We start from the raw sequence: 22,172 nt of genomic DNA, 5'->3' as shown, positions 1-22,172 counted from the left end.
TGTCTTAGTAGGGGCCGGTAGTTCCGGGTCTCAATAACAAGAACACCGTGAAATGGAAGACGCACTTTTACGCCAGCATATTTCTGACTACGACCGTTGGAAAAAGAATCTCGATCGCCAGTTTGCCCACTTCAGCCAATGGCTTGAACAGCACTTCTCTAATTCTGCTGGTGCCTGCCAGGTTGTACAGCAGGCCCGCGCCCTACTTGCAGATGATCAGTTCACCCTGGTTTTAGTTGGGGAGTTTTCACGGGGGAAAACTGAACTGCTCAATGCCCTGTTGTCGCAAACTTACGGACAGCGTCTACTGCCCTCAAGACCGGGGCGCACCACTATGTGTCCCACGGAAATTTTCAGTGATGGCGGCGAGCGCGCCAGTTTGCGGCTGCTTCCGATTGAGACCCTGGCGACGAATACCAGCCTGGAGAGCTTCCGTCGAATTCCGCAAAAGTGGGTAACTCACGAGTTTGATGCCAATGATCCCGAGGCGACCCGAGAGACTTTATTGAAGGTTGCCTCGACCAAGTCAGTAATGCCGGAAGAGGCCGCTCGCTATGGCTTCGATCGGCGCCACTTGGATGGCAAAGGGAATCTAGTTGAGATCCCCGCCTGGCGTTTTGCTTTGATTTGTCTGCCGCACCCATTGCTGGATCAGGGGTTGCGTATTATTGATACCCCGGGACTGAACGCCCTCGGCAATGAGCCGGAGCTCACATTGAGTACACTGCCCGGGGCCCAGGCGGTTGCCTTTCTGCTGGCTGCCGATGCTGGGGTAAGTGGTACCGATATGAGCATGTGGGAGACTCACCTGGCGCCACTGCAAGAGCATCGCGGAACATCCGTGATGGCCCTGCTCAACAAGATGGATGTGCTTTGGGATGATCCGGAGGAGGATGCTGAGCTGCTGTTGCGACGCATGCGCAGCGAAGTGGCCGGTCTCTTGTCTCTGCCTCAGGAAAATGTTGCCGGAGTCTCTGCAAAAATGGCTCTGTTGGGGCGCCAGCAGCGGGATGCGGATTTGGTGCGAAGCAGCCGCTTCGGTGAGTTTGAAAGGATGCTGGTTCAGCGCCTGTTGGAGCACCGGCATAAAATGGCCGAGCACCGCTCACTGCATCAAGCTCTCACCCTGATGGCTGATACCCGCGATCTACTCAAGCGTCGTTTGAATAGTGGCCGGGCAGCGTTGGCTCACCTGCAGCGCAATAGTGGCAACACCTCAGAGCAATTGGCAGAGTTGGAACAGTTGCAGACGACCGTGCGCGAGCAGCATAAGATTTGTCATCAGGAATTGCTGACGCTCAAATCCAGCCAGAGAATGCTTACACGACAAAGCACTTCTCTGTTGGCGCCGATATCCAGACAGCAGTTGCAGGCGCTGATTGACGATACCCTGGCTACTCTCAATCGCCGTTGGACGCCCATGGGCATGGCCAGGGCTATCGATACTTTTATGGAAGGGGTAGACCATCAGATGTCTAACCTCGAGCGGGAAGTGGATCAGGCTAATCGCTTGCTCGACGCTGTATTTGAGCGCTCCAGCTTGAAGAAAGTCGATGATGCTGAGCAGTATTTTACTATCCGCAAATTTCGCTTCGCGTTGCGGGGACTGCATCGCCAGGCCGCTCAGCTGAGGCGATCCCCGCAGCTGTTATTGGCGCGCCGCAGCCGTCTCAGCGAGCGCTTTATTACCACGCTTGCCAGTGAAGTGGGTCGGCTTTACGACGATATGGGTAACAAAGCGGAAAATTGGTTAGAGCAGGCTCTTGAGCCTCTTAAACAGCATGCGCAGTATCAGAAACAATTACTCAATCGCCATTTGATTAAGCTCACCGAGTTGAAACAGAAAACTCGCAGTCGTCGCACGGATCTTCGAACTCTCGAGGATGAGGTTCAGCGCAATGATAAGGCGCTGGTGGCGTTAGAGGATTTACTGCGGCACAACAGCTCTGCACCACAGCCGGTTGCGCCGGCGCCGCGCGCGCACAACGTAACCCCCTTGAAGGCCTCGCATACCACCTGAATTGGGTGCTAATTGATATTGGTTCTGACTGGCATTTGTTATAAGTTGCAGTGATCTTATTCACTGACTGCTTCGGCAATTTGCCAGGCAGCACCTATCAACCTGACAGATACAGTGCCTTGTCAACGGAAAATCCTATCGCTTCTGCGGAAGCCCAAACTGCAACTACCGGTGACCCAGGCTCCGTGGGCCTTGTTGAGCCTAAAAGTCATAACTTTAGTGAACCGCTGGAATTGGCCTGTGGCCGAGTGCTGAAAAATTACACTCTGGTTTATGAGACTTACGGTGAACTCAATAGGGAAAAGACTAACGCAGTTCTGATCTGTCATGCTCTGTCTGGGCATCATCACGCTGCGGGGCGACACAGTATCGATGATAAGCGCCCGGGGTGGTGGGACCACTATATCGGTCCGGGTAAGCCGATAGATACTAATCATTTCTATGTGGTGTCCGTTAATAATCTCGGCGGTTGCCACGGATCTACCGGCCCCGTATCCATCAACCCGGATACCGGCACTACCTGGGGGCCGGATTTTCCATCACTGCGTGTCCGCGACTGGGTCCACAGTCAAGCGCGCCTGGCGGATATGCTAGGTATTCGACAATGGGCGGCGGTTGTTGGCGGCAGTCTCGGTGGAATGCAGGCGATGCGCTGGTCACTGGAATACCCTGAGCGCCTGCGTAATTGTGTGGTGATTGCCTCTGCCATGAAGTTATCTGCACAGAATATCGCGTTTAATGAGACCGCACGCCAAGCGATAACATCCGATCCAGACTTTTGTGATGGGCACTACCTCCAACAGGATAAGTTACCCCGTAGAGGCCTGGCCGTTGCGCGTATGATCGGGCACATCACTTATCTGTCTGACGATGGATTGGGGCGCAAGTTTGGTCGAGAATTGCGCAGTGGCAGCTTTCAACAAGGATCGGATGAAGAAGTGGAGTTTCAGATACAAAGTTATCTGCGCTACCAGGGAGCCAGTTTTTCCACCACCTTCGATCCCAATACTTACATTCTGATGACTCGAGCGCTGGATTTCTTCGACTTAGCTCGGGAATACGGGGATGACCCGGTAGAGGCCTTCTCCCATGCCAAGTGCCGGTTTTTATTGGTGTCATTTACTTCTGATTGGCGCTTTGCGCCGGAGCGCTCGAGGGAAATCGCCGATGCCCTGATGCACGCGGATATTCCAGTCAGCTATGCCGAAGTAGAGTCAGTAATGGGACACGATGCCTTCCTGCTGCCCAATGGTCGTTATGAAGGTGTATTTCGTGCCTATATGCAGAGAGTTGCGGCAGAAATTTCTGAGGAGGTGTACTGATGCGGATAGATTTGGATGTGATCCAGGAATGGATCGCTCCCAACAGCCGGGTTCTCGACCTCGGCTGTGGCGATGGTGCACTGCTCGATCAGCTGGGGAGAAATAAAAATGTGAAAGGCTATGGCCTGGAGATTGATCCCGAGCAAATAGAGCGATGTGTGGCTCGTGGGGTCAATGTTGTCGAGCAAAATCTGAATACAGGGCTGGGAAATTTTGCTGATGGTAGCTTTGATGCTGTGGTGATGACCCAGGCACTGCAAACCTTGAGTCAGCCTCATTTAGTGGTAGAGGAAATGCTCCGGGTTGGGCGGGATTGCATTATTACGTTTCCCAATTTTGGGCAGTGGAAGGCCCGCTGGCACCTCGCATTCTCCGGGCGCATGCCAGTATCCGACTTATTGCCATACGAATGGTATGACACTCCCAATATTCACTTTTGTACTTTTACAGACTTTGAGGTGTTATGCCGAGAAAATGGCTGGGCGATTCTGCATCGGCAAGTGGTTTCTGAGTCCACGGTTGGGCGGGCATTCAAAGACTTTTTACCAAATTTGTTTGGTGAGACAGCCATCTATCATCTAACTCGCTAAACTAAGATTTGCGCCAGCTCTTTTGTGGAGGACTTTGGCGCGATAAATAGATCGAGAGGGGCACTCCTGAGGGGGCCTGACTGGAATTGACCACCAAACCTACCGGGAGAGGTGGCGCCTATAACAACTGGAGGTGGAGCGTGAAACGCATCCTTACCCTGGCTGCTTCTGTGGCCTTGCTATTTTTATCTGTCGGCGCTGCCGCGCAAGAAGCGCGTACGATTAAGAACTACGCTGATTTTGGCGACTATCGAGTAGTCTATTCAGTGTTCAATAGCGATTTTATCCAGCCGGATATCGCCCGTCAGTACCAGTTGGCTCGAGCAAAAGATCGGGCGTATGTAAATGTCTCTGTCGTCAAGAAAGAGGGCGGAACCCATGGCCTCAGCGCTGAGATGTCTGGCACAGCTACCAACCTGATCCAGCAGTCAAGACCACTTAAGTTCAAAGAAATTCGGGAAGGGGATGCTGTTTACTATCTCGCACCCCTGCGCTTTGAGGATGAGGAGACCCTTACCTTTAACGTAGATATCAAGCTGCCCAATGGTAAAAGTGAGACGATCACTTTCCGTCGCAGATTGAACCGATAGACATCTGCCAAGGTTCCGCTGGCTGAGAGCTGGTCGAAACCCCTTCTTTAAGATTCACCGCGGGCCGAGGCCCGCTTTTTGTTTGAAGCAATATGGTAAATAAAATTGTTCTTGCCAGCGGTAATGCCGGCAAACTTCGCGAATTTTCACAGCTGTTCGCCTCATGGGATATACAGGTTCTTCCTCAGTCTGACTTTGGGGTAAGTGACGTTGATGAGACCGGATTGAGCTTTATTGAGAATGCTTTGATTAAGGCCCGCCACGCCAGCCGTATCAGTGGCCTGCCGGCATTAGCCGATGACTCCGGGCTGTCGGTAGATGCATTGAGTGGTGCGCCGGGAATTTACTCTGCACGCTACTCAGGTGCCGGGGCGACTGATGAAAAAAACAATGCGAAGTTATTGGAGGCCATGGTTGATGTTGAATCTAAGCATCGCACTGCCAGTTTCCACTGCGCGCTGGCTTTTGTACGGCAATGGGATGACCCGGTGCCTTTGGTATCTAGTGCAAAGTGGAGCGGGACAATTTTGCGGGAGCCGGCGGGAGAGCAGGGTTTTGGTTATGACCCGCTGTTCTTTGTTGAATCTGAGGGAATGACCTCCGCTGAACTGCCGAGAGACTTGAAGAATCGACTGAGCCACAGGGCCCAGGCTATGTCTCAATTTGAGCTTTTATGGCAGCAAAATATGCAGGGTGCCGACCTTGCCTGATCAGATTGCTGAATTACAGCTGCCACCACTAAGCCTGTATATCCATATCCCTTGGTGTGTGCGCAAATGTCCCTACTGTGATTTCAACTCCCACCAGGCTGATAGAGACCGGGCTAATTCGGACTACGCCCTACCGGAATCCGAGTATGTGGCGCAGTTGCGCCTGGATCTGATCAGCCAGTTGCCCTGGGTGCAGGGGCGAAAATTGCAGTCCATCTTTTTTGGTGGTGGTACGCCGAGCCTGTTCTCCCCCCAAGCAATTGGGCAGATCCTGGAGGCTGCTGAGCAGGTGGTGGGTTTTGCTGAAGGGGTCGAGATAACCCTGGAGGCCAACCCCGGCACTTTTGAACAAGCCAAGTTCACTGGCTATCGATCTGCTGGAGTTAATCGTCTTTCTATTGGAGTGCAAAGCTTCGATTCCAATCAGCTACAACAGTTGGGACGTATTCACAGCGGAGAAGAGGCCGAAGGTGCCCTGGCAATGGCGCGTCGTGCGGGCTTTGACAATATTAACCTCGACCTGATGCACGGATTGCCCAATCAGACCGAGGTGGAAGCCCTTGGCGATTTGCGCCGAGCAATTTCCTTGGCTCCAGAGCATATTTCCTGGTACCAATTAACGATTGAGCCAAATACTGCATTCTACAGTGCGCCACCAGTCACCCCCGGCTCCCAGCTGATAGCCAGTATGCAGGGCAGCGGACGCGAACTACTGGCGTCCGAGGGCTATCGTCGTTACGAGGTGTCGGCTTATAGCAAACCCGAACTTGAATCCCGCCATAATATTAATTATTGGTCATTCGGAGATTATCTGGGGATTGGTGCCGGTGCTCATGGCAAGGTAACCCTAGCTGAAACTGGGCAAATTCTGCGCAGTCGTCGCACACGCACTCCGAGGGACTACTTGTCTATCGCCAGGCAAGATCCCGAGCTGCTGCATAGTGCCTTGTCTGAACCCCATACTGACAGGGTTGAGAATGAGGATTTGCCACTGGAGTTTCTTATGAATGCCCTTCGCCTGGCGGATGGTGTTCCCAGTGATACTTTTACCCGCCACACCGGGCTGCCGATGTCCGAGCTGCAAAAACAATGGCCTACCCTGATGGCAATGGAGCTTGTAGAGCGTCTGGATAAGCGGATTGCTGCCACGGCTTTTGGCTTTGACTACATCGATGAGATTTTGCAGCGCTTCCTGGAGCAGGCGTAAGTCTGTGGCAGGAAAGACTTGAAATCCCATTTTGCGCCCCAATTTTGAGGGCAATGGTGCATCGCAGCTGTATAACCACCGCTGTGACCGTGAGAAGATGCGTTGGCGGTGCCCACGCATCGAGTAACTAAAGAACAGGAATGCAATATGAGCGAGCACTCAATCGTCAACGTATCTGACGCTGAATTCGAAGCAGAAGTTCTCAAAGCTGAAGGCCCGGTGTTGGTAGATTTTTGGGCACAGTGGTGCGGTCCGTGCAAGATGATCGCTCCAGTGCTGGAAGACCTGGCAGGCCACTACGGCGATAAGTTGAAGATCGTAAAAGTAGACGTTGATGCGAATAAAGAGAGCCCGGCCAAATACAATGTCCGTGGTATCCCCACGCTGCTGCTGTTCAAAGGCGGCAATGTCGAAGGCACTAAAGTCGGCGCACTGTCCCGCGCACAGCTGACTGAGTTTATCGACGGTCAGCTGTAAGACTGTCGTTTCCATCCTGCAAAGGGGGTAAATTTCTTTGCAGGATTGGAAACACCCGTTATACTGGCTGTAATTCTGAAATAGTTCAGCGGTCTTGAATTAAATGAGACGAGCTGACAAAACGCCCCTCCACAGGGTCCCTGACCATCCCCGGCGCGTATACTCCTCGAGTTGAACTTGTTCTGATAATGCTCCATAAATTGATTATGGAGAGCAAAAGTTTACTGAGTACTGTGGTCTTGGTAGGAAAAGGTACCTAGGTGTATCGGGTAAATAAACGAGCTAATCTCTAATATCAAACCCCTCCTCAAAATTTCAGGCGTGTCCGCGCCATATGACAACAGAAACATTAATAAGCAATTGGTATGAATCTCTCCGAATTAAAAACCAAACCCATTGAAGAGTTGATTGAAATAGCCAAAGGCATGGGCCTTGAAAACCTGGCCCGTTCGCGCAAGCAGGATATTATTTTCAATATCCTCAAGCGCCACGCCAAAAGCGGTGAAGATATTTATGGCGACGGCGTATTAGAAATCCTTCAAGATGGTTTTGGATTTTTGCGTTCTGCTGACTCCTCTTATCTTGCGGGACCGGATGATATATATGTATCTCCAAGTCAGATTCGCCGATTTAATTTACGTACGGGTGACTCAATTTCCGGAAAGATTCGCCCACCGAAAGAAGGCGAAAGATATTTTGCCTTATTAAAAGTTAACGAAATTAATTTTGACAAACCGGAAAACGCACGTAACAAAATTCTTTTCGAAAACCTCACTCCTCTATTCCCCAACGATCGCCTCACCCTCGAGTGCGGAAACGGCTCCTCCGAAGACCTGATTGGTCGTATTATTGATCTTGTAGCTCCAATCGGGAAAGGCCAGCGCGGCTTGATTGTTGCGCCGCCGAAGGCCGGTAAAACGATTATGTTGCAAAATATGGCACAGGCCATTACGCGCAATAATCCAGAGTGCCATTTGATCGTACTGCTGATTGACGAGCGTCCTGAGGAAGTGACAGAAATGCAGCGCTCCGTGCGCGGTGAAGTTGTTGCCTCTACTTTTGATGAGCCGCCGGCACGTCACGTACAAGTTGCGGAAATGGTAATTGAAAAAGCCAAGCGCCTGGTTGAGCACAAGAAAGATGTGGTTATCTTGCTCGACTCTATCACCCGCCTGGCTCGCGCTTACAACACAACAGTTCCTAGCTCCGGTAAAGTATTAACCGGTGGTGTTGATGCTCACGCCTTAGAGCGCCCGAAGCGCTTCTTTGGGGCAGCGCGAAATATTGAAGAAGGCGGAAGTCTGTCTATTATTGCTACTGCACTTATCGATACCGGCTCGAAAATGGACGAAGTGATTTTCGAGGAATTTAAAGGTACCGGTAATATGGAATTGCAGCTGGATCGCAAAATTGCTGAAAAACGCGTATATCCAGCCATTAATGTGCGCAGATCCGGCACTCGCCGGGAAGAGCTGTTAATGCCTGAGGGCGAGCTGCAGCGAGTGTGGATTTTGCGTAAGCTGTTACACGATATGGAAGATGTTGCATCGACTGAATTCCTAGTGGATAAATTGAAAGATTTCAAGACAAATGACGAATTCTTCCTATCCATGAAACGGAAATAATTTTTGTATATAAAGTAGCGCCTAAAAAGGCGCTCTTTATTTATTAGGAGCAGAATAAGACGATTAATTGCGTCTATTACTGTTGAAAAGGCGAGCCATTAGGCATATAAAGTTCCACATTGTGGCGCTTGATATGGATTTTAGGCAACGCGCCTTACTGAATTGGCCCAGGGGTTTATTTCTCCGCAAAGGGCCAATCTCAAATGGTTAATCTGGTGGAGCTGGTTATCCATTTGTGACTGCACGACAGCCCACACACCTAGTGAGAACCTTTTGTGAATATCTATATTGGAAATCTGGCCTACGCGGTAACCTCTGACGACCTGCACGAAGCTTTTGGTGCATTCGGAGAGATCTCTCGGGCTACTGTTATCACCGACCGTGAGACTGGCCGCTCTAAAGGCTTCGGTTTCGTAGAAATGCCTAACGACGATGAAGCGCGCAAAGCTATCGAAGAGATGAACGACCAACCGCTGTCTGGCCGTAACATCCGCGTTAACGAAGCTAAGCCTCGCGAAGATCGTCCGCGTCGCCCCCGCTTCTAAGCTGTAAAAAGCTTATTATTTCCGCGGCTCGCAGCCTAGGCTTGCGAGCCGCGACTCCCTCCCGCCTCTCTCTTCATTCCAATTGGTGTGTTGTTACCCATCCTGCGCCTTCTGTTTTACACTGCGCTCTGGTTTATAGTCACGCCTTGTTAGCCCATGAAATATAAAGATCTACGCGACTTTATTAAGTTGCTGGAAAAGCGCGGCCTACTAAAACGAATCAAGCACCCTGTTGACCCCATTTTGGAAATGACAGAAATTTCCGATCGCGTATTGCGAGCTGAGGGGCCTGCATTGTTGTTTGAGAACCCGGTAGGCTTTGAGACCCCAGTTCTTGCCAATCTTTTCGGAACACCAGAGCGAGTCGCCCTGGGGATGGGAAGAGAGAGTGTTGCCGAACTGCGTGAAGTGGGAGAACTGCTGGCTTTTCTCAAGGAGCCGCAGCCACCGGAAAATCTCCGCGATGCCTGGGAGAAGTTGCCGGTCTTTAAGCAGGTCCTGAATATGGGGCCAAAAGTCGTAAAGGGTGCAGCTTGCCAACAGGTAGTCCTTGAGAGGGATCAGGTTGATCTGCATCAGCTGCCAATCCAAACCTGCTGGCCGGGAGATGCCGCTCCGCTGGTCACTTGGCCCTTAGTAATTACCCGAGGGCCTGAGAAGAAACGGCAAAACCTGGGCATATACCGGATGCAATTAATCGGAAAGAACCGCCTGATTATGCGTTGGCTCAGTCATCGCGGGGGGGCGCTGGATTATCGGGACTGGTGCAAGAAGCATCCCGGTGAACCCTATCCGGTAGCTGTTGCCCTGGGTGCCGATCCCGCCACAATTCTGGGGGCCGTTACCCCAGTGCCGGATACTTTGTCTGAGTATGCCTTTGCCGGCCTGCTGCGGGGGGATAAGACAGAAGTGACCGATGCCTTACTCAGTGATCTTCAGGTGCCTGCCAGTGCCGAATATGTTCTGGAAGGCTTTATCTATCCCGATGATATGGCTGATGAGGGGCCCTATGGAGACCACACCGGTTACTACAACGAAGTGGATAGCTTCCCTGTATTTACGGTAGAGAAGATTACGCACCGTAAAAACCCCATTTACCACAGCACCTATACCGGGCGTCCACCGGATGAACCTGCGATTTTAGGAGAGGCTTTAAACGAGGTTTTTGTGCCAATCCTACAAAAGCAATTTCCTGAAATTGTCGACTTCTATTTGCCGCCGGAGGGATGCTCTTACCGTCTCGCCGTGGTCACCATGAAGAAGCAGTATGCGGGTCATGCCAAGCGGGTAATGATGGGTGTTTGGTCCTTCCTGCGTCAGTTTATGTACACCAAATTTGTTATTGTCGCTGACGAAGACGTCAATGCCAGGGATTGGAAAGATGTAATCTGGGCGATGACCACACGTATGGACCCGGCGCGGGATACGGTGATGGTAGAAAATACTCCGATTGATTATTTGGATTTTGCTTCACCGGTCTCCGGTTTAGGCTCAAAAATAGGTTTTGATGCGACTAATAAATGGGAAGGTGAAACTAGTCGTGAGTGGGGTGTACCTATTGAGCGCGACCCGAATGTGGTTAAAAAGATTGATGAAATGTGGTCAAAATTGGGCCTCGAATAAGCACGGTGTTATATTCTCAGTACTCCTGTCCGAATAAGCGCCTCTGGTGGCGCTCAGTACAGTGACCGCTTAGCGGTCACTCTTTATTTTTCCTCTTTCTCTACATATATAATTTTATTGCTGGCGTCGCAGCTAGGTATGGGTTCGACCGTGGCTCTGAATTAACTATAAGGAATGCTTTAATGAGGAGAATTTATTTAGTACGCCTGATAGAGATAGTTGTTTTCGTATTTTGGTATTAGTACCAAGTGAACAGGAATAAAATACTGGAAATAACAATATCGAAGAGTTTATATCTGTAGTTAATTGGTATGCAGCCATACCTTGAATAGCCATTGCCAGAATAAAAGTGTGGGGGCTAATCCGAGCGTATTTGTCGCCATTTATTTTTGAATTGGAAATTAAATATAATTAATGTTCTTGATAAACAGAGATATGGATATTAACTCGGCCAATGCGATGAAGCGTATTGCTATTCGTCTCATGAAAATATAAAAAAACAACTGTGGAATGCCCACTCCCGAAATTTCTATTTTGAGGGGGCTTGTTGTGTATTTTTCTAAGGTTGGACAGGAATATGATAGGAAATTTATCAAAACTAGTAGTTCTATTTTTGGGGATAGCAATATTTCAGCCTGTGATTGCCAGCCAGGATAATGATGCAGAGGCAATTTTTGAGAAGATCAAAGGGCTAGCTGGAGAATGGAGAGAGGAAGGGACGGAAAATGACGATTTTGTTATTAGTTTTACTGATACAGCTGGGGGAAGTGTGGTACTGGAAAGTTGGCTCTATAACGGGCACCAACATTCCCTGACGGCCTACCACTTGGATAACGATAATTTAATAGTGACGCACTATTGCCCCCAGGGTAATCAGCCCAGGTTAAGCTGGCAAAAAAATAGTGCTGAAGATATTTTGGCATTCTCTTTCAAGGATGTAACTAATTTTACTTTGGACGGTAAGAGTCGTCTGGATAGCCTTTCTTTTACCTGGTTAGGTAACGGCAAGTTACAGCGGGAAGAGACTTACTTGAAGAACGGGGAGCAGTTACCCTCATCCCTGACCCTGGTACGTAAATAAGCTGCCAAATCGTTATTAACTGATAGTTTAGATGTATTATTTCTCAAAGCTGGAGCGAAATTCGCGCCAGCTTTTTTATTTGTGAACTTTATTGTGGTTTTGGTTTATATAAGTATGATTCGCGACTGAATTTGCATGCTGCTGCCATTATATTGGCATGGGGTGACAATGCAGGCTGTGTCCGGGTTGTGTTTTTGCGTATGACGACATGCTGCATTGAAAACAAGTGGATATCTAATTCCTGGGGTTGGGAAACGGTAGAAGTTGGAAGTGAGTAAATAACTAAAATTAAATGGAGAGGTAACAAATGGAATTAATTATTTTTGTAATTATTATGGTGGCAGTTCTTGTTCTGCCTCTGAAGTTGGCAGCTGCCATGTTGGGGGCGAAAAATACGGGTGTATTTTATTGTCTTTTCGCTTTGCTGTTGGCCCTAATTATTCAAAGAATTGTTGGCGGCATGTTGCCGGGTGTGACGGATAGCGCTGGAATTTTAATGACAATTCCCCTGGCTGCTATTGCCTATATGCTGGTACTTGGTACGGGTTTTTTAAAGGCTATTCTAATTGCACTTTTACAAGGGGTAATTACTTATTTTGCCATGCTACTTTTTGTGGGCTTGCCCTGGGCTGTTTAAGAACGAAATAAATTCTCGTAGAAAGTCTGCAAGCGGCGACTTATTGAATGTTAAATCGCCATTTGCACTATCATTGATTACTAATAGTTTCCTAGCGTACAAGCTATAACTTTCTGAAAAATGGATGCTCTACACATCAGTCTCCGTGCCAATGATGTGTTTCCTGGATAGGGTTTCTATTGGGCAGGCTGTAGGTCCTACTTTCCAATAGGAGCCGCAAGAAATTTACTTAAAACATCAATATAAGTTGGAAAGGCTTCGAACTGGGGTAAATGTCCAACCCCCTCCATCTCAACTAATTCGGCTTTGGGGATTTCTGCTGCTGTACGCTTTCCTAATTGATCGTACCAGCCTAATTTTTCTTGTACAGCTTCAGGCGCGCGGGCGCGGCCAATAGCTGTTCGATCTCGGGTACCTATAATCAGTAGGGTGGGCACCTTGATATTGGCAAACTCATAAAGTACCGGTTGAGTGAATACCATTTCGGAGGTTAGGGCATCCACGGTTGCCATATGAGCCGCATCGGGTCCCAGGGTCCAGCCAGCTTGAATATCCAGTAGCGGGTTATATTCTTCGCGCCACTGCTCAGAAAAGTAGGCTTTACTCATGTAGCGTTTGATAGATTCTGGCGTTTGTTTTTTCTCGCGAGTAATGGCTTTGTCCAAAGGTTCATAGGGAATCCATCGCTTCCAGTCTTCAAGGCCTATAGGGTTTACAAGTGCTAACTTTTTGACTCGCTCCGGGTACATCAGGGTAAACCGGGTAGCCAGCATACCTCCCATAGAGTGCCCAACTACCATAACTTCTCTTATTTTCAATTTATCCAATAAAACTTTGGTATTGTTGCTAAGCCCCTGAAAAGTATATTGGGTAAGCGGTTTACTGGATTTTCCGAAACCGATCTGGTCCGGTGCTATAACCCGGTACCCTAGCTGACTGAGTTGGGAGATAGTCTCCTTCCAATAAGCCGCCGAAAAATTCTTACCGTGTAACAGGAGTACCGTGCCTCTTGCATCTCTACCCTCTGTAGGCGGTACATCCATAAAGGCCATTGCCAGTGGTTGCCCCTGTTGTTCGAAATGAAAGTGATGAACTGGATAGGGATATTCGTAATCAGTTAAGGCTTTATCTTGAGGTGTTACTGAATATTCAGCAGATGCATGGCCGGTAAAAAACACACTGGCGGTAAAAAGTAAGGCAACTATGTAGCGCACAAAGAGGGTCACAGCCATGTCCTTATTGGTAAACGGGAGTTCACTATAGGCGCAATTGGGGAGTGGCTGAAAGGCCCGTCGGCCTTTCAGGGGGATGACTCAGGCGTGTGCGCCTAGTAGGGGAGTGCCCTGGCTGGGCATAGGCAACTGGGGCAAGTCCTTGACTGCTTGTAGCAAACCTTCCTCATAGAGTTTTGCTGCTTTGTCTTTTTCCCCAAGGGATTGAAATAGGCGAGCCAGTTCAGCGGAGGTAGCGGGATCTTGGCGCAACAACAGGCTTTTCTCGAAATACTGCTGCGCTTTGCCCCAAAGTTCATTGCGCATTGAGAGGCGTCCGAGACAGGTTAGCAGTGCGGCACTCTCCCCATACTCTTTCAGCCAACCTTCAGCTGCTGATATTTGTGCCGCAGGGGCGGCCCCCACCAGGCAGCCGTAGAGTTCGGCAAGATTGGGGTCCCAAGCTCGATTGAGTAGCCAGCGCAAATGCTTCTCTGCCTCTGTGTCTTCGCCAATCCGATGCAGTTGCTGTGCGTAGAGACTGCGCAGGGCTTCGTTGCGTTGCCAGCGGCCACTCAGGCTTTGCCAGGTATCGTGTAATTTATCGACATCTTTGCGATTAGCTGCTTCGGTCAGCTGATGTTGATACACCTCGAGTTCGAGCTGGTGTAGCTCTGCTTCGGGCATGTTCGCATGTTTCTCCAATTCGGGCAGTAGTGCGCGAAGACGGCTCCAGTCACCCAGAAGGTAATAAGCCTGCTTGAGAAGTTGTAACAGGGCAGGATGTTTCGGCTCGAGCTGCTTGGCGCGCTCCAGGCTGGCAATACACTGCTCGTAATGTTTATCCAGGAGCTGCATACGAGCTTGGCTTAGGGCTACAGCCAGGCGGGTATCTTCACCACAGGCCTCCGCTTTGGCGAGTAACTCATTGGCCTCCTCACGAAAGCCCAGCTCAAAGGCGCTGCGCGCTGCCGCCAAATAATTGATCAGCGGGGCTTCAGATCGAGGGGCACTCTTCAGCAGCTGACGGCGCGCCCGGGACCAGTTGCCCTCCATAAACTCCACCAAACCGCTGGTCAAGCGCCGACGCGCTACACGCTGGCGACCAAACCTCAGCCGGTCGACACTACCTCGGAATCCGCGAAAGATACTGCGAGCCAGCCAAATGGCAAAGAAGAGGATAATTAGAGCTGCTGCCAGCGAGAAAATTGCGAACCAGAGGTTCATCTCGTAGCCTTTATTCAGCTCACCGCCAATACCGATTACCAGGTAGCCGGGATAATTGTTAATAGCCTCCGGTAGAAAAGCGCCGAGCAGCAGTAGTACCAGAGCGGTGAAGAACAGTTTTTTCACTGGTTCTCCTCCTGTTGCGAGGCAGTTGGTGTGGCGGTGCCGGATGTTTTGTGTAAGCGCTCAATATAATTGCGCAGGGCAAGCTGGGAGGCGCTGAGGTCAGGCATTTCGACCTGGATACGCTGTTTGCTAAGTTCCGTTAGTTGTTGGGCCAGCGCATCGCGCTGCGGACTGGCAGTGCCGTAACTGAGTAGTAGCGACCGCGCACTATCCAGAGCGTCCCTGTAAACCGTGGTATCGCCGCGAAGCAATGCCAGTTGGGCCTGCTCCATATAAAGGCGCAGAGTCTGGCGAAAGCGAGCTTCACTCTGAGGGGACAGCATTACCGGATTGATGTCTCCATCAATGGGGCGTACCGATTCGCGCATAAAGCGGGTGAAGTTGTGCCACTCCCGCTTCCACAGGGGGGCACTCTCCTCAATGCTGGGCTGCTCTTCACTGGTTTGTTCTGCCGAAGCCATATCGAATTGTGGTTGAATATTTGTGCGGATTAGCTGTTCTTCCAAGGCGCTGAGACGGAGGTATAAACCCTGGCGATCGATGTTTTGGACCAGTTTCAGTGAGGTGATATCGCGGGCAAGCTGTTGGCGTACTCCGTATAGATCCGGTAAGTCCACATCGCGCAATATCTCGTCCACGCGGACGACCAGCCCCAGCGCAGCGCGACTATCGTCTTCGAGAAGCAGGCGTTGGTTGGCTAGACGCAACAGGTAATCTGCCTCAGCCAATTGCCAATCGTCGCGGCTTACATTTCCCAGCTGACCCAAACGGTTTCCCTGTGCGGTGACACTGCGCTGCATGGAAGCCAGTTGCTGCTGCAGTTGGGCGATAGTGCGATTTTGTCGCTCCAGTTGATTGCGTAAATTGGTATCGGCCTGCTCCAGCTGACTGAACTCCCCGGAATAATCTGGGGTTTGGGGTTCAGTTGGGGCTGGGGTAGCAGCAGGGGTTTCCGAAGTGGTATTGGAGGTCGGCGCTTGGGTGGTGTTTTCAGCGGCAGCCGGCACTTCCGTTGCAGGGGTAATAGTGGTGGTGCTCTCCGGGACTGCCGTTTTTCCGGGTAGATAGTTGAGGTAAGCGCCAAGGTGTTCGCGCAGCTGAGGAGAGTTAAACCAGGCCAGTGAGGCCACAGCAATCAAAATGAGGATGAACAGTAGCCACCACCACAGCCCATTGGATCTACTGGCCGCAGCACCGCCGCTGGCTTTACCAGTAGAGGCTTTTTCCTCTGAGGCTTTGGCGAAATTACTTTTGCCTTTTACAGGCTTTGTGTTTTCCGGGGGCTCATTGGTCGCGGCTATATTTTGATCTTTTTTATCGGTCATGGGTATGGCGGCGCAGGTGGAAAATGTCGTCAGATTATAACGAGTGGCGCGAGCCTTAATAGCGGGCTAAACGCCGTTTTAAGATTTTTAGCGCAAAGCGGTCGAGAATTCGATTGCAAATCAGCCGAGGGCTTTACGCAGTGTTTCCAGCATAGCGTTATCGCCGGCATTTAGCGCGCTATAGCAATGGGCAAAACCAAGCTCATTTGCCCGAGTGGCAACTCGTATACTCGGGCAGATAAGAGCGGTTTCAAAGAGTGTATTGCGGTTTATCTGGCGGATACAGGTAACCAGGTTATCGAGTGTTTCACCGCTGTGCACACTGATAATATCGGGTTGGAATTTATACTCAGCCAGGGAGGTTGCAGCCTCCGGTGGCAGCACTCTCCGATAGAGTTCGCAATAAGTTACTCGCGCACCCCTATCACTCAAGGTGTCGCCGATAAGAGGGCGGCCACCGGAGCCACGAAAAATAAGGACTCTTTTCCCGTCCAACTGCTGTAACCAGGGTAGGCGCAGCAACTCCTCGGAGTTCATCGTATTGCCACTTTGCTCGCAGGGTATACCGCGCTTCTCCAGGGCGCTTGCGGTTGCCGCGCCGATCGCCAGAAAGCGAGGACCCTGGGGAAACTGTGGCCAATAATCTTCAAGCCAGTCTATGCCGTAGCGCACGGCGTTCTGGGAAACAAAGATCGCGACATCCGTTTGATCGAAATCGAGAATTGAGTTTTTTAAGGCCTGTATGGCAGCTTGATCCTCAATTGGCTCTATGCCGAGCATGGGGATGTTATCTACCTGGGCCCCCAGGCTGCGCAGTAGCGCACACCAGTTATCAGCCTGCTGCGTTGGCCGCGTACTGAGAATACGTTTGCCCTGCAGCAGGTCGGAGGTGAGATCGCTCATGTCAGATAGCGGCGAGGATTTTATCGGCACCATCGGCCAGTAACTGTTCCGCGAGCTCAGTACCCAGTCGCTCTCCCTCAGCGGCAGGGCCGCGACTGTCGGCATGTATCATGGTTTTGCCATCGGGACTGCCAACGAGTCCGCGCAACCACAGGGTGTCACCATCCAGCTCGGCGTAGCAGCCGATAGGCACTTGGCAGCCGCCGTTGAGGCGCTTAACCAGGGCGCGCTCCGCACTGAGTCGGGCTGCGGTTTCCGGACAGTGGAGCGGTTGGATCAAGGCTTCCAGTTCGCTATCGCGGCGCGACTCGATACCCACTGCGCCCTGTCCACCAGCGGGGAGCAGGATGTCTGTTGCCAGGAAGCTGCGGATGCGTTCCGGCATCTCAAGTCGCAGCAGTCCGGCCGCAGCGAGGATGATTGCGTCGTAATCGCCGGCATCCAGCTTGGTCAGTCGGGTATTCACATTGCCCCGTAAAAAGGTGACTTTGATGTCCGGGCGACGGGCAAGTAATTGGCACTGTCGGCGCAAGCTGGAAGTGCCGACTACTGCTCCCTGGGGCAGGTCATCAAGGCTGTCATAAAGATTACTGACAAAGGCATCGCGGGGGTCTTCACGCTCGCAAATAATCGGCAGGTGAAGTCCTTCGGGGAATTCCATGGGGACATCTTTCATCGAGTGAACTGCGATGTCCGCACGGCCTTCGAGCATCGCCACTTCCAGTTCTTTAACGAACAGGCCTTTGCCACCCACTTTGGTTAGTGGGATGTCCAAAACCTGGTCACCCCGGCTGGTCAGGGGCAGTAACTCGATAAGAAGTTCGGGATGCGCCTGTTGCAGGCGGTCTTTGACATAGTTGGCCTGCCACAGAGCCAAAGCACTCTGTCGGGTGGCAATGCGAATACGATCTATAGACATGCGGCTCAATCACTTATTGGTTGAAGCGGCCATTCTAACAGAGTCGCAATGCCGTGAGGTTCTCTGTAGCCGAGGGGCTAGCCCCTGGTGCGCAGCCAGTCTTCGAGAATTATCCGTGCGGCTATTGAGTCCACTGGGTCTTGTGCGTAGTTGCCACGATGTCCGCGTTCGTTGGCCTCTTCCTTGGCGGCTCGGGTGCTTAAACGCTCGTCAATGAGCTCTACCGGTAGTCCATAGCGACCGTGCAGGCGCTGACTGAATTTTCGCGCACGCACGCCAAATTCACTTTCGCTGCCATCCATATTGAGGGGGAGGCCAACCAGTAAAAGGTGGGGCTGCCACTCTTTGATCAGGCCTTCGACGGAGTCCCAATTGGGTTTGCCATCTTTGGCGGGCAGTGGGGCCAGTTCCCGTGCTCCACCGGTAAGGCTCTGGCCGTAAGCTACGCCAATAGAACGGGTTCCAAAGTCAAAAGCTAGCGCTGTGACGGGTTTATTCATAGGGGTCAGTAATTTTTCTGTTAGGCGTGGCCAGCTTGGGAGCCGAGGCCGGAAAGATCGATGCCGTGGCGGGCGGCGGCGCTTTGCCAGCGTTTTTCGACCGGTGTGGCGAATAGGGTTTCGGGCTCTGCCGGCAGTGTCAGCCAGGCGTTTTCTGTCAGCTCCTGCTCCAACTGACCGGGCCCCCAGCCCGCGTAGCCGAGGGCGAGTAGTACATCGTCAGGGCCGCGCCCTGCGGCGAGGGATTCGAGAATGTCCTTGGAGGCAGTCAGGCTGATATCTGAATTGATTTCGGTGGTAGAGTCGAAGTGCATGCCGGTGCCGTGCAGTACAAATCCCTGCTCTGGTGACATAGGGCCGCCCAGTAGAACTGGTTCGTCACCGCGCAAGCTGAGATCCTCCAGAGACAGCTGCTCGAATACCTCGTGCCAGTGCACTTTACTGGGCATATTGATCACTATGCCCATGGCACCGTCGCTATTGTGCTCAACAATCAGTGCGATAGCGTGTTTGAAGCGCGGGTCCTCCATACCGGGCATAGCCAGAAGGAACTGGCCGCGCAGGTTTCCGTGAGTCAGGTCGCTATCGATATTCGAATTAGGCATAGATCAGTAATAAACCGCCAGTTGAAAGCCCATTTTAGCCTCGGCTGGGCAGATCCCCCGCAGAAGTAGTAAGTCCCCCGGTTCTTTCGAATTGCCAGGTACGGATAATTTCTAGTCGATCAACCTCGTTCTTGATCTCTACTGGGAAGGGAGCGAAGGGAGCAGCCAGACGCACAATTTGTTGGGCCGCATCATCGAGAATGCGCTCCCCGGAGGATTGAAGAATAACAACCTTCTCGACGGCTCCGGTGGGAAGCAACCGCACCATCATGCGTAACTCGCCACTAATTTGTTTTTCCAAGGCCTCTTCGGGAAAGTTATCACTGCCAACAGCTTCTATCTTCTGGCGCCATTCATGTAAATAAGCGGCATCGGCTGAGGCTCTGGTAGCTACAGATGTCAATCTGCGTACTCGGGGGCGCTCGGCAATAGTTTGGCGAATTTTATCGAGACGCGCCTCTAGGCTAGCTATTTTAGGGTTGCTCAATGGCAGGTCATTGGGTGCGTCGCCGCGCTTTTCCTCGGATAACTTATCTTCTGCCGAAAGTTCAGGAGCCTGAACCGGGCTCTCACCAACTGTGGTAATTAACAGGCGGCGCTGCTCTGCTGGCCGCGCAGATTGTTGTTGTGGCAAAGGCGTCACGCGATGAATTTGCGTATCGGCAAACTCGGCACGGCGCTTAGTGGATAACTCTTTCCGAGAGTCTGCGGTACCACTGGCTAATTGGTTGTGCTGTGCAAAGTAGTCAGCATCCTCTGGGGCCTGAGCGGAATTTTGCAAAGAAAGTGTGACTTCAAGTGTCGGTGGCGCCTGTGCACCTTTCGGAGCAGCAAAAGCCACTCCGAAAACAATTAGCGCATGTAACGCGGCGGCTAGAAATAATGAGAACACAAAGCGTTCACGCTGCATTGCATGAAACTGTGTCGCGTTGGCAGAGGAATTCATTATCTATTATCAACTACTACTTATTCGGGCGTGCGTTTCACACAGCCTTGTTCTCAGTGGTAAACCGCCCTGAGAGTTATCAAACGCCCAGTTTACCTTTTTTGTGCCAGCAGGTGTGTGATGCCGCTCATTAGTCGCGCGCCTATGTCCGTATTGTAAGCGGCATCAATTTCCCGTACACAAGTGGGACTGGTAACGTTAATTTCTGTTAGGTAGTCACCAATAACGTCCAGCCCGACAAATAACAGACCTTTTTCCTTCAAAGTGGGAGCGACTTGCTCAACGATCCAACGATCTCTATCGGTCAGAGGGCGTGCTTCGCCGCGCCCGCCGGCTGCAAGATTGCCGCGAGTCTCGCCCGCTTCCGGAATTCGCGCCAAGCAATAGGGAATCGCTTCACCGTTAACGACCAGGATACGCTTGTCACCGTCTTTGATTTCGGGGATGTAACGCTGCGCCATAATCTGCTGGCGGCCGTGCTCGGTAAGCATTTCCAGAATTGCTCCCAAGTTGGCGCCGTCCGGTTTGCAATGAAAGATGCCCGCACCGCCCATACCGTCTAGAGGTTTAAAAATGACATCTTGATGAGTTCGGTGAAATTCCCGCAGCTTGGCCATATCGCGACTGACTAGAACCGGTGGGCAGCACTGGGGGAAACTTGTCGCAAAAATTTTCTCATTACAGTCGCGTAGCGCCTGGGGCTTGTTGACTACCGTTGCACCTTCGCGCTCTGCGGCTTCGAGAATATAAGTGGAATAAATATATTCATTATCAAAGGGGGGGTCGACACGCATCAGGATTACATCCAGCTCGCCGAGAGGCATTTCTCTGGACTCTTCCAGAGAAAACCAACGATTCTCATCATCAAAAACCTGCATAGGGCAGCCGCGCCCAGTTGCGCGCCCATTCTCCAGGTAAAGATGGCTCTGCTCGAAATAAAATAGCTGGAAACCACAATCTTGTGCGGCTTGTAACAGTGCAAGCGTCGTATCTTTTTTAAAATTGATCTGGGCGATGGGGTCCATCACCACACCGAGGGAATAATTCATACGGGTTTCCAAATCGTTGGGTATTTCTATCCCAGTTATCACTGGTTTTGCTCCCAAATTTGTGGCCGCTACCAGCGTTGTTGGATAGATAAGGTAAGAGCAGCTTTGCGAAGGTGCAACCTTCTTAACGCAATACCTCCAATGAATGTATAAGTGGTGATAATTTGAACTGCGTCGCCTGCAGTGTGTCGACTCAGCTAGATTCGCCTGGGGTTCTGTGATAAAAGTTCGTCTCAGCGTGCGACCTTCGCCAGGCTAGGCGCCCGGACCCCGCAAGCGGTTTGAAAAAAGGGCGCAACTAAAGTTTTCGCGTGCCCGAAAATAAGTAAACAGGGGATTCAAAAAAGACTATGGAGCTTAACTGGGAAAGTCTGACTGTCATGGTGATCGACGACAGTAAGACAATTCGCCGCACTGCGGAGACGTTGCTGCAAAAGGCGGGCTGTACCGTGGTCACCGCGACAGACGGTTTTGATGCGTTAGCAAAAATCGCGGACTCCCGTCCGGATGTCATTTTTGTCGATATTATGATGCCGCGCCTGGATGGCTATCAAACATGTGCGTTAATAAAAAATAACAGCGAATTCCGCTCCACCCCTGTTGTAATGTTGTCGAGTAAGGACGGTTTGTTCGATAAGGCAAAAGGGCGTGTTGTTGGTTGCGATCAATATCTGACCAAACCTTTTAGTAAGAGCGAGCTGCTGGGTGCTATTTCCGCTCATGCCAAGCCGCACCATGCCGCATAAGTGGCCTACAGAAAAAGAAAATATAGATAACGGACTCCATTGTGGGCATTGTGCCCACAAGCTCGGTACCAAAATTTAATTTGAGTACAGATTTTCCGGTTGTTACATACCGGTTGATTTTTGTACCCACACTATCGGTAGTCATAGTGCATCTCGGCACATGCTAGCGAGGATAATCACAACAAAAA

General features: G+C 51.2%; 22 protein-coding genes. 13 read left to right on the top strand and 9 right to left on the bottom strand.

Annotated elements, in window-relative coordinates:
* Positions 1 to 52 precede the first annotated feature (52 nt).
* From ACJJIS_RS20740 to ACJJIS_RS20685, 12 genes are all read left to right on the top strand, one after another.
* A complete protein-coding gene (locus ACJJIS_RS20740; RefSeq protein WP_475708957.1) occupies positions 53 to 2,020 on the top strand; it encodes a dynamin family protein in 1,968 nt (655 codons plus the stop codon).
* 137 nt (positions 2,021 to 2,157) lie between these two features.
* On the top strand, positions 2,158 to 3,342 hold the full coding sequence (gene metX / locus ACJJIS_RS20735; protein WP_475710374.1) for a homoserine O-succinyltransferase MetX: 1,185 nt from the start codon (positions 2,158 to 2,160) through the stop codon (positions 3,340 to 3,342).
* Positions 3,342 to 3,932, top strand: a complete 591-nt coding sequence (gene metW, locus ACJJIS_RS20730; protein WP_413664059.1) for a methionine biosynthesis protein MetW — start codon at positions 3,342 to 3,344, stop codon at positions 3,930 to 3,932. Before metX ends, metW begins: the two co-directional genes overlap by 1 nt.
* 140 nt (positions 3,933 to 4,072) lie before the next feature.
* Entirely contained in the window at positions 4,073 to 4,522 is a 450-nt protein-coding gene (locus ACJJIS_RS20725; protein ID WP_413664060.1) for a DUF4426 domain-containing protein, read from the top strand.
* A 92-nt stretch (positions 4,523 to 4,614) separates the two neighbouring features.
* A complete protein-coding gene (gene rdgB, locus ACJJIS_RS20720) occupies positions 4,615 to 5,232 on the top strand; it encodes an RdgB/HAM1 family non-canonical purine NTP pyrophosphatase (RefSeq protein ID WP_444911929.1) in 618 nt (205 codons plus the stop codon).
* A complete protein-coding gene (gene hemW / locus ACJJIS_RS20715) occupies positions 5,225 to 6,439 on the top strand; it encodes a radical SAM family heme chaperone HemW (protein ID WP_475708956.1) in 1,215 nt (404 codons plus the stop codon). The genes rdgB and hemW overlap by 8 nt, the downstream gene beginning before the upstream one ends.
* Positions 6,440 to 6,586: 147 nt before the next feature.
* Positions 6,587 to 6,916, top strand: coding sequence for a thioredoxin TrxA (gene trxA, locus ACJJIS_RS20710; RefSeq protein WP_282930316.1), 330 nt, complete (start codon positions 6,587 to 6,589; stop codon positions 6,914 to 6,916).
* 365 nt (positions 6,917 to 7,281) lie between these two features.
* Positions 7,282 to 8,541 (top strand): transcription termination factor Rho, encoded by a 1,260-nt coding sequence (gene rho / locus ACJJIS_RS20705; RefSeq protein WP_108731406.1) that lies wholly within the window; start codon positions 7,282 to 7,284, stop codon positions 8,539 to 8,541.
* Between the two features lie 275 nt (positions 8,542 to 8,816).
* Positions 8,817 to 9,086 (top strand): RNA-binding regulator, encoded by a 270-nt coding sequence (gene rbp / locus ACJJIS_RS20700; protein ID WP_020413665.1) that lies wholly within the window; start codon positions 8,817 to 8,819, stop codon positions 9,084 to 9,086.
* 156 nt (positions 9,087 to 9,242) lie between these two features.
* Positions 9,243 to 10,709 (top strand): 4-hydroxy-3-polyprenylbenzoate decarboxylase, encoded by a 1,467-nt coding sequence (gene ubiD / locus ACJJIS_RS20695; RefSeq protein ID WP_444940234.1) that lies wholly within the window; start codon positions 9,243 to 9,245, stop codon positions 10,707 to 10,709.
* A 577-nt stretch (positions 10,710 to 11,286) separates the two neighbouring features.
* On the top strand, positions 11,287 to 11,790 hold the full coding sequence (locus tag ACJJIS_RS20690) for a hypothetical protein (RefSeq protein ID WP_475708955.1): 504 nt from the start codon (positions 11,287 to 11,289) through the stop codon (positions 11,788 to 11,790).
* A 307-nt stretch (positions 11,791 to 12,097) separates the two neighbouring features.
* A complete protein-coding gene (locus ACJJIS_RS20685) occupies positions 12,098 to 12,427 on the top strand; it encodes a hypothetical protein (RefSeq protein ID WP_413664065.1) in 330 nt (109 codons plus the stop codon).
* 197 nt (positions 12,428 to 12,624) lie between these two features.
* On the opposite strand, the gene ACJJIS_RS20680 is transcribed toward ACJJIS_RS20685, so the two are convergent.
* The 9 genes from ACJJIS_RS20680 to gshB all read right to left on the bottom strand — a co-directional run bounded on the left by ACJJIS_RS20680 (position 12,625) and on the right by gshB (position 21,238).
* A complete protein-coding gene (locus tag ACJJIS_RS20680) occupies positions 12,625 to 13,653 on the bottom strand; it encodes an alpha/beta fold hydrolase (RefSeq protein ID WP_475708954.1) in 1,029 nt (342 codons plus the stop codon).
* 87 nt (positions 13,654 to 13,740) lie between these two features.
* Positions 13,741 to 14,991, bottom strand: a complete 1,251-nt coding sequence (locus tag ACJJIS_RS20675; protein ID WP_475708953.1) for a heme biosynthesis HemY N-terminal domain-containing protein — start codon at positions 14,989 to 14,991, stop codon at positions 13,741 to 13,743.
* Positions 14,988 to 16,316 (bottom strand): uroporphyrinogen-III C-methyltransferase, encoded by a 1,329-nt coding sequence (locus ACJJIS_RS20670; protein WP_475708952.1) that lies wholly within the window; start codon positions 16,314 to 16,316, stop codon positions 14,988 to 14,990. Before ACJJIS_RS20670 ends, ACJJIS_RS20675 begins: the two co-directional genes overlap by 4 nt.
* A 120-nt stretch (positions 16,317 to 16,436) precedes the next feature.
* Positions 16,437 to 17,219, bottom strand: coding sequence for a uroporphyrinogen-III synthase (locus tag ACJJIS_RS20665; RefSeq protein WP_475708951.1), 783 nt, complete (start codon positions 17,217 to 17,219; stop codon positions 16,437 to 16,439).
* Between the two features lies 1 nt (position 17,220).
* A complete protein-coding gene (gene hemC, locus ACJJIS_RS20660) occupies positions 17,221 to 18,138 on the bottom strand; it encodes a hydroxymethylbilane synthase (RefSeq protein ID WP_475708950.1) in 918 nt (305 codons plus the stop codon).
* 77 nt (positions 18,139 to 18,215) lie between these two features.
* A complete protein-coding gene (ruvX, locus tag ACJJIS_RS20655) occupies positions 18,216 to 18,638 on the bottom strand; it encodes a Holliday junction resolvase RuvX (RefSeq protein ID WP_413664071.1) in 423 nt (140 codons plus the stop codon).
* Between the two features lie 20 nt (positions 18,639 to 18,658).
* On the bottom strand, positions 18,659 to 19,243 hold the full coding sequence (locus ACJJIS_RS20650; RefSeq protein ID WP_282930307.1) for a YqgE/AlgH family protein: 585 nt from the start codon (positions 19,241 to 19,243) through the stop codon (positions 18,659 to 18,661).
* Positions 19,244 to 19,277: 34 nt separating this feature from the next.
* Positions 19,278 to 20,189, bottom strand: coding sequence for an energy transducer TonB (locus ACJJIS_RS20645; RefSeq protein WP_475708949.1), 912 nt, complete (start codon positions 20,187 to 20,189; stop codon positions 19,278 to 19,280).
* Between the two features lie 92 nt (positions 20,190 to 20,281).
* A complete protein-coding gene (gene gshB, locus ACJJIS_RS20640) occupies positions 20,282 to 21,238 on the bottom strand; it encodes a glutathione synthase (RefSeq protein ID WP_445359309.1) in 957 nt (318 codons plus the stop codon).
* A 350-nt stretch (positions 21,239 to 21,588) separates the two neighbouring features.
* On the opposite strand from gshB, the gene pilG reads away from it, so the two are divergent.
* Positions 21,589 to 21,984, top strand: a complete 396-nt coding sequence (gene pilG, locus ACJJIS_RS20635; protein WP_020413651.1) for a twitching motility response regulator PilG — start codon at positions 21,589 to 21,591, stop codon at positions 21,982 to 21,984.
* Positions 21,985 to 22,172: the final 188 nt, after the last annotated feature.

Source organism: Microbulbifer maximicatervae (SeqCode) (genome assembly GCF_056231245.1).
This window is presented reverse-complemented; position numbering and strand designations above follow the sequence as displayed.

Excerpts from the sequence above, each read along its gene's own strand:
- pilG (WP_020413651.1), top strand. The coding sequence starts at position 21,589 with ATGGAGCTTAACTGGGAAAGTCTGACTGTCATGGTGATCGACGACAGT.
- ACJJIS_RS20740 (WP_475708957.1), top strand. The coding sequence starts at position 53 with ATGGAAGACGCACTTTTACGCCAGCATATTTCTGACTACGACCGTTGG.
- rho (WP_108731406.1), top strand. The coding sequence starts at position 7,282 with ATGAATCTCTCCGAATTAAAAACCAAACCCATTGAAGAGTTGATTGAA.
- trxA (WP_282930316.1), top strand. The coding sequence starts at position 6,587 with ATGAGCGAGCACTCAATCGTCAACGTATCTGACGCTGAATTCGAAGCA.
- metW (WP_413664059.1), top strand. The coding sequence starts at position 3,342 with ATGCGGATAGATTTGGATGTGATCCAGGAATGGATCGCTCCCAACAGC.
- ACJJIS_RS20670 (WP_475708952.1), bottom strand. The coding sequence starts at position 16,316 with ATGACCGATAAAAAAGATCAAAATATAGCCGCGACCAATGAGCCCCCG.
- ACJJIS_RS20665 (WP_475708951.1), bottom strand. The coding sequence starts at position 17,219 with ATGAGCGATCTCACCTCCGACCTGCTGCAGGGCAAACGTATTCTCAGT.
- ACJJIS_RS20650 (WP_282930307.1), bottom strand. The coding sequence starts at position 19,243 with ATGCCTAATTCGAATATCGATAGCGACCTGACTCACGGAAACCTGCGC.
- ACJJIS_RS20690 (WP_475708955.1), top strand. The coding sequence starts at position 11,287 with ATGATAGGAAATTTATCAAAACTAGTAGTTCTATTTTTGGGGATAGCA.
- ACJJIS_RS20685 (WP_413664065.1), top strand. The coding sequence starts at position 12,098 with ATGGAATTAATTATTTTTGTAATTATTATGGTGGCAGTTCTTGTTCTG.
- rdgB (WP_444911929.1), top strand. The coding sequence starts at position 4,615 with ATGGTAAATAAAATTGTTCTTGCCAGCGGTAATGCCGGCAAACTTCGC.
- ubiD (WP_444940234.1), top strand. The coding sequence starts at position 9,243 with ATGAAATATAAAGATCTACGCGACTTTATTAAGTTGCTGGAAAAGCGC.
- ACJJIS_RS20645 (WP_475708949.1), bottom strand. The coding sequence starts at position 20,189 with ATGAATTCCTCTGCCAACGCGACACAGTTTCATGCAATGCAGCGTGAA.
- hemC (WP_475708950.1), bottom strand. The coding sequence starts at position 18,138 with ATGTCTATAGATCGTATTCGCATTGCCACCCGACAGAGTGCTTTGGCT.
- gshB (WP_445359309.1), bottom strand. The coding sequence starts at position 21,238 with ATGAATTATTCCCTCGGTGTGGTGATGGACCCCATCGCCCAGATCAAT.
- ruvX (WP_413664071.1), bottom strand. The coding sequence starts at position 18,638 with ATGAATAAACCCGTCACAGCGCTAGCTTTTGACTTTGGAACCCGTTCT.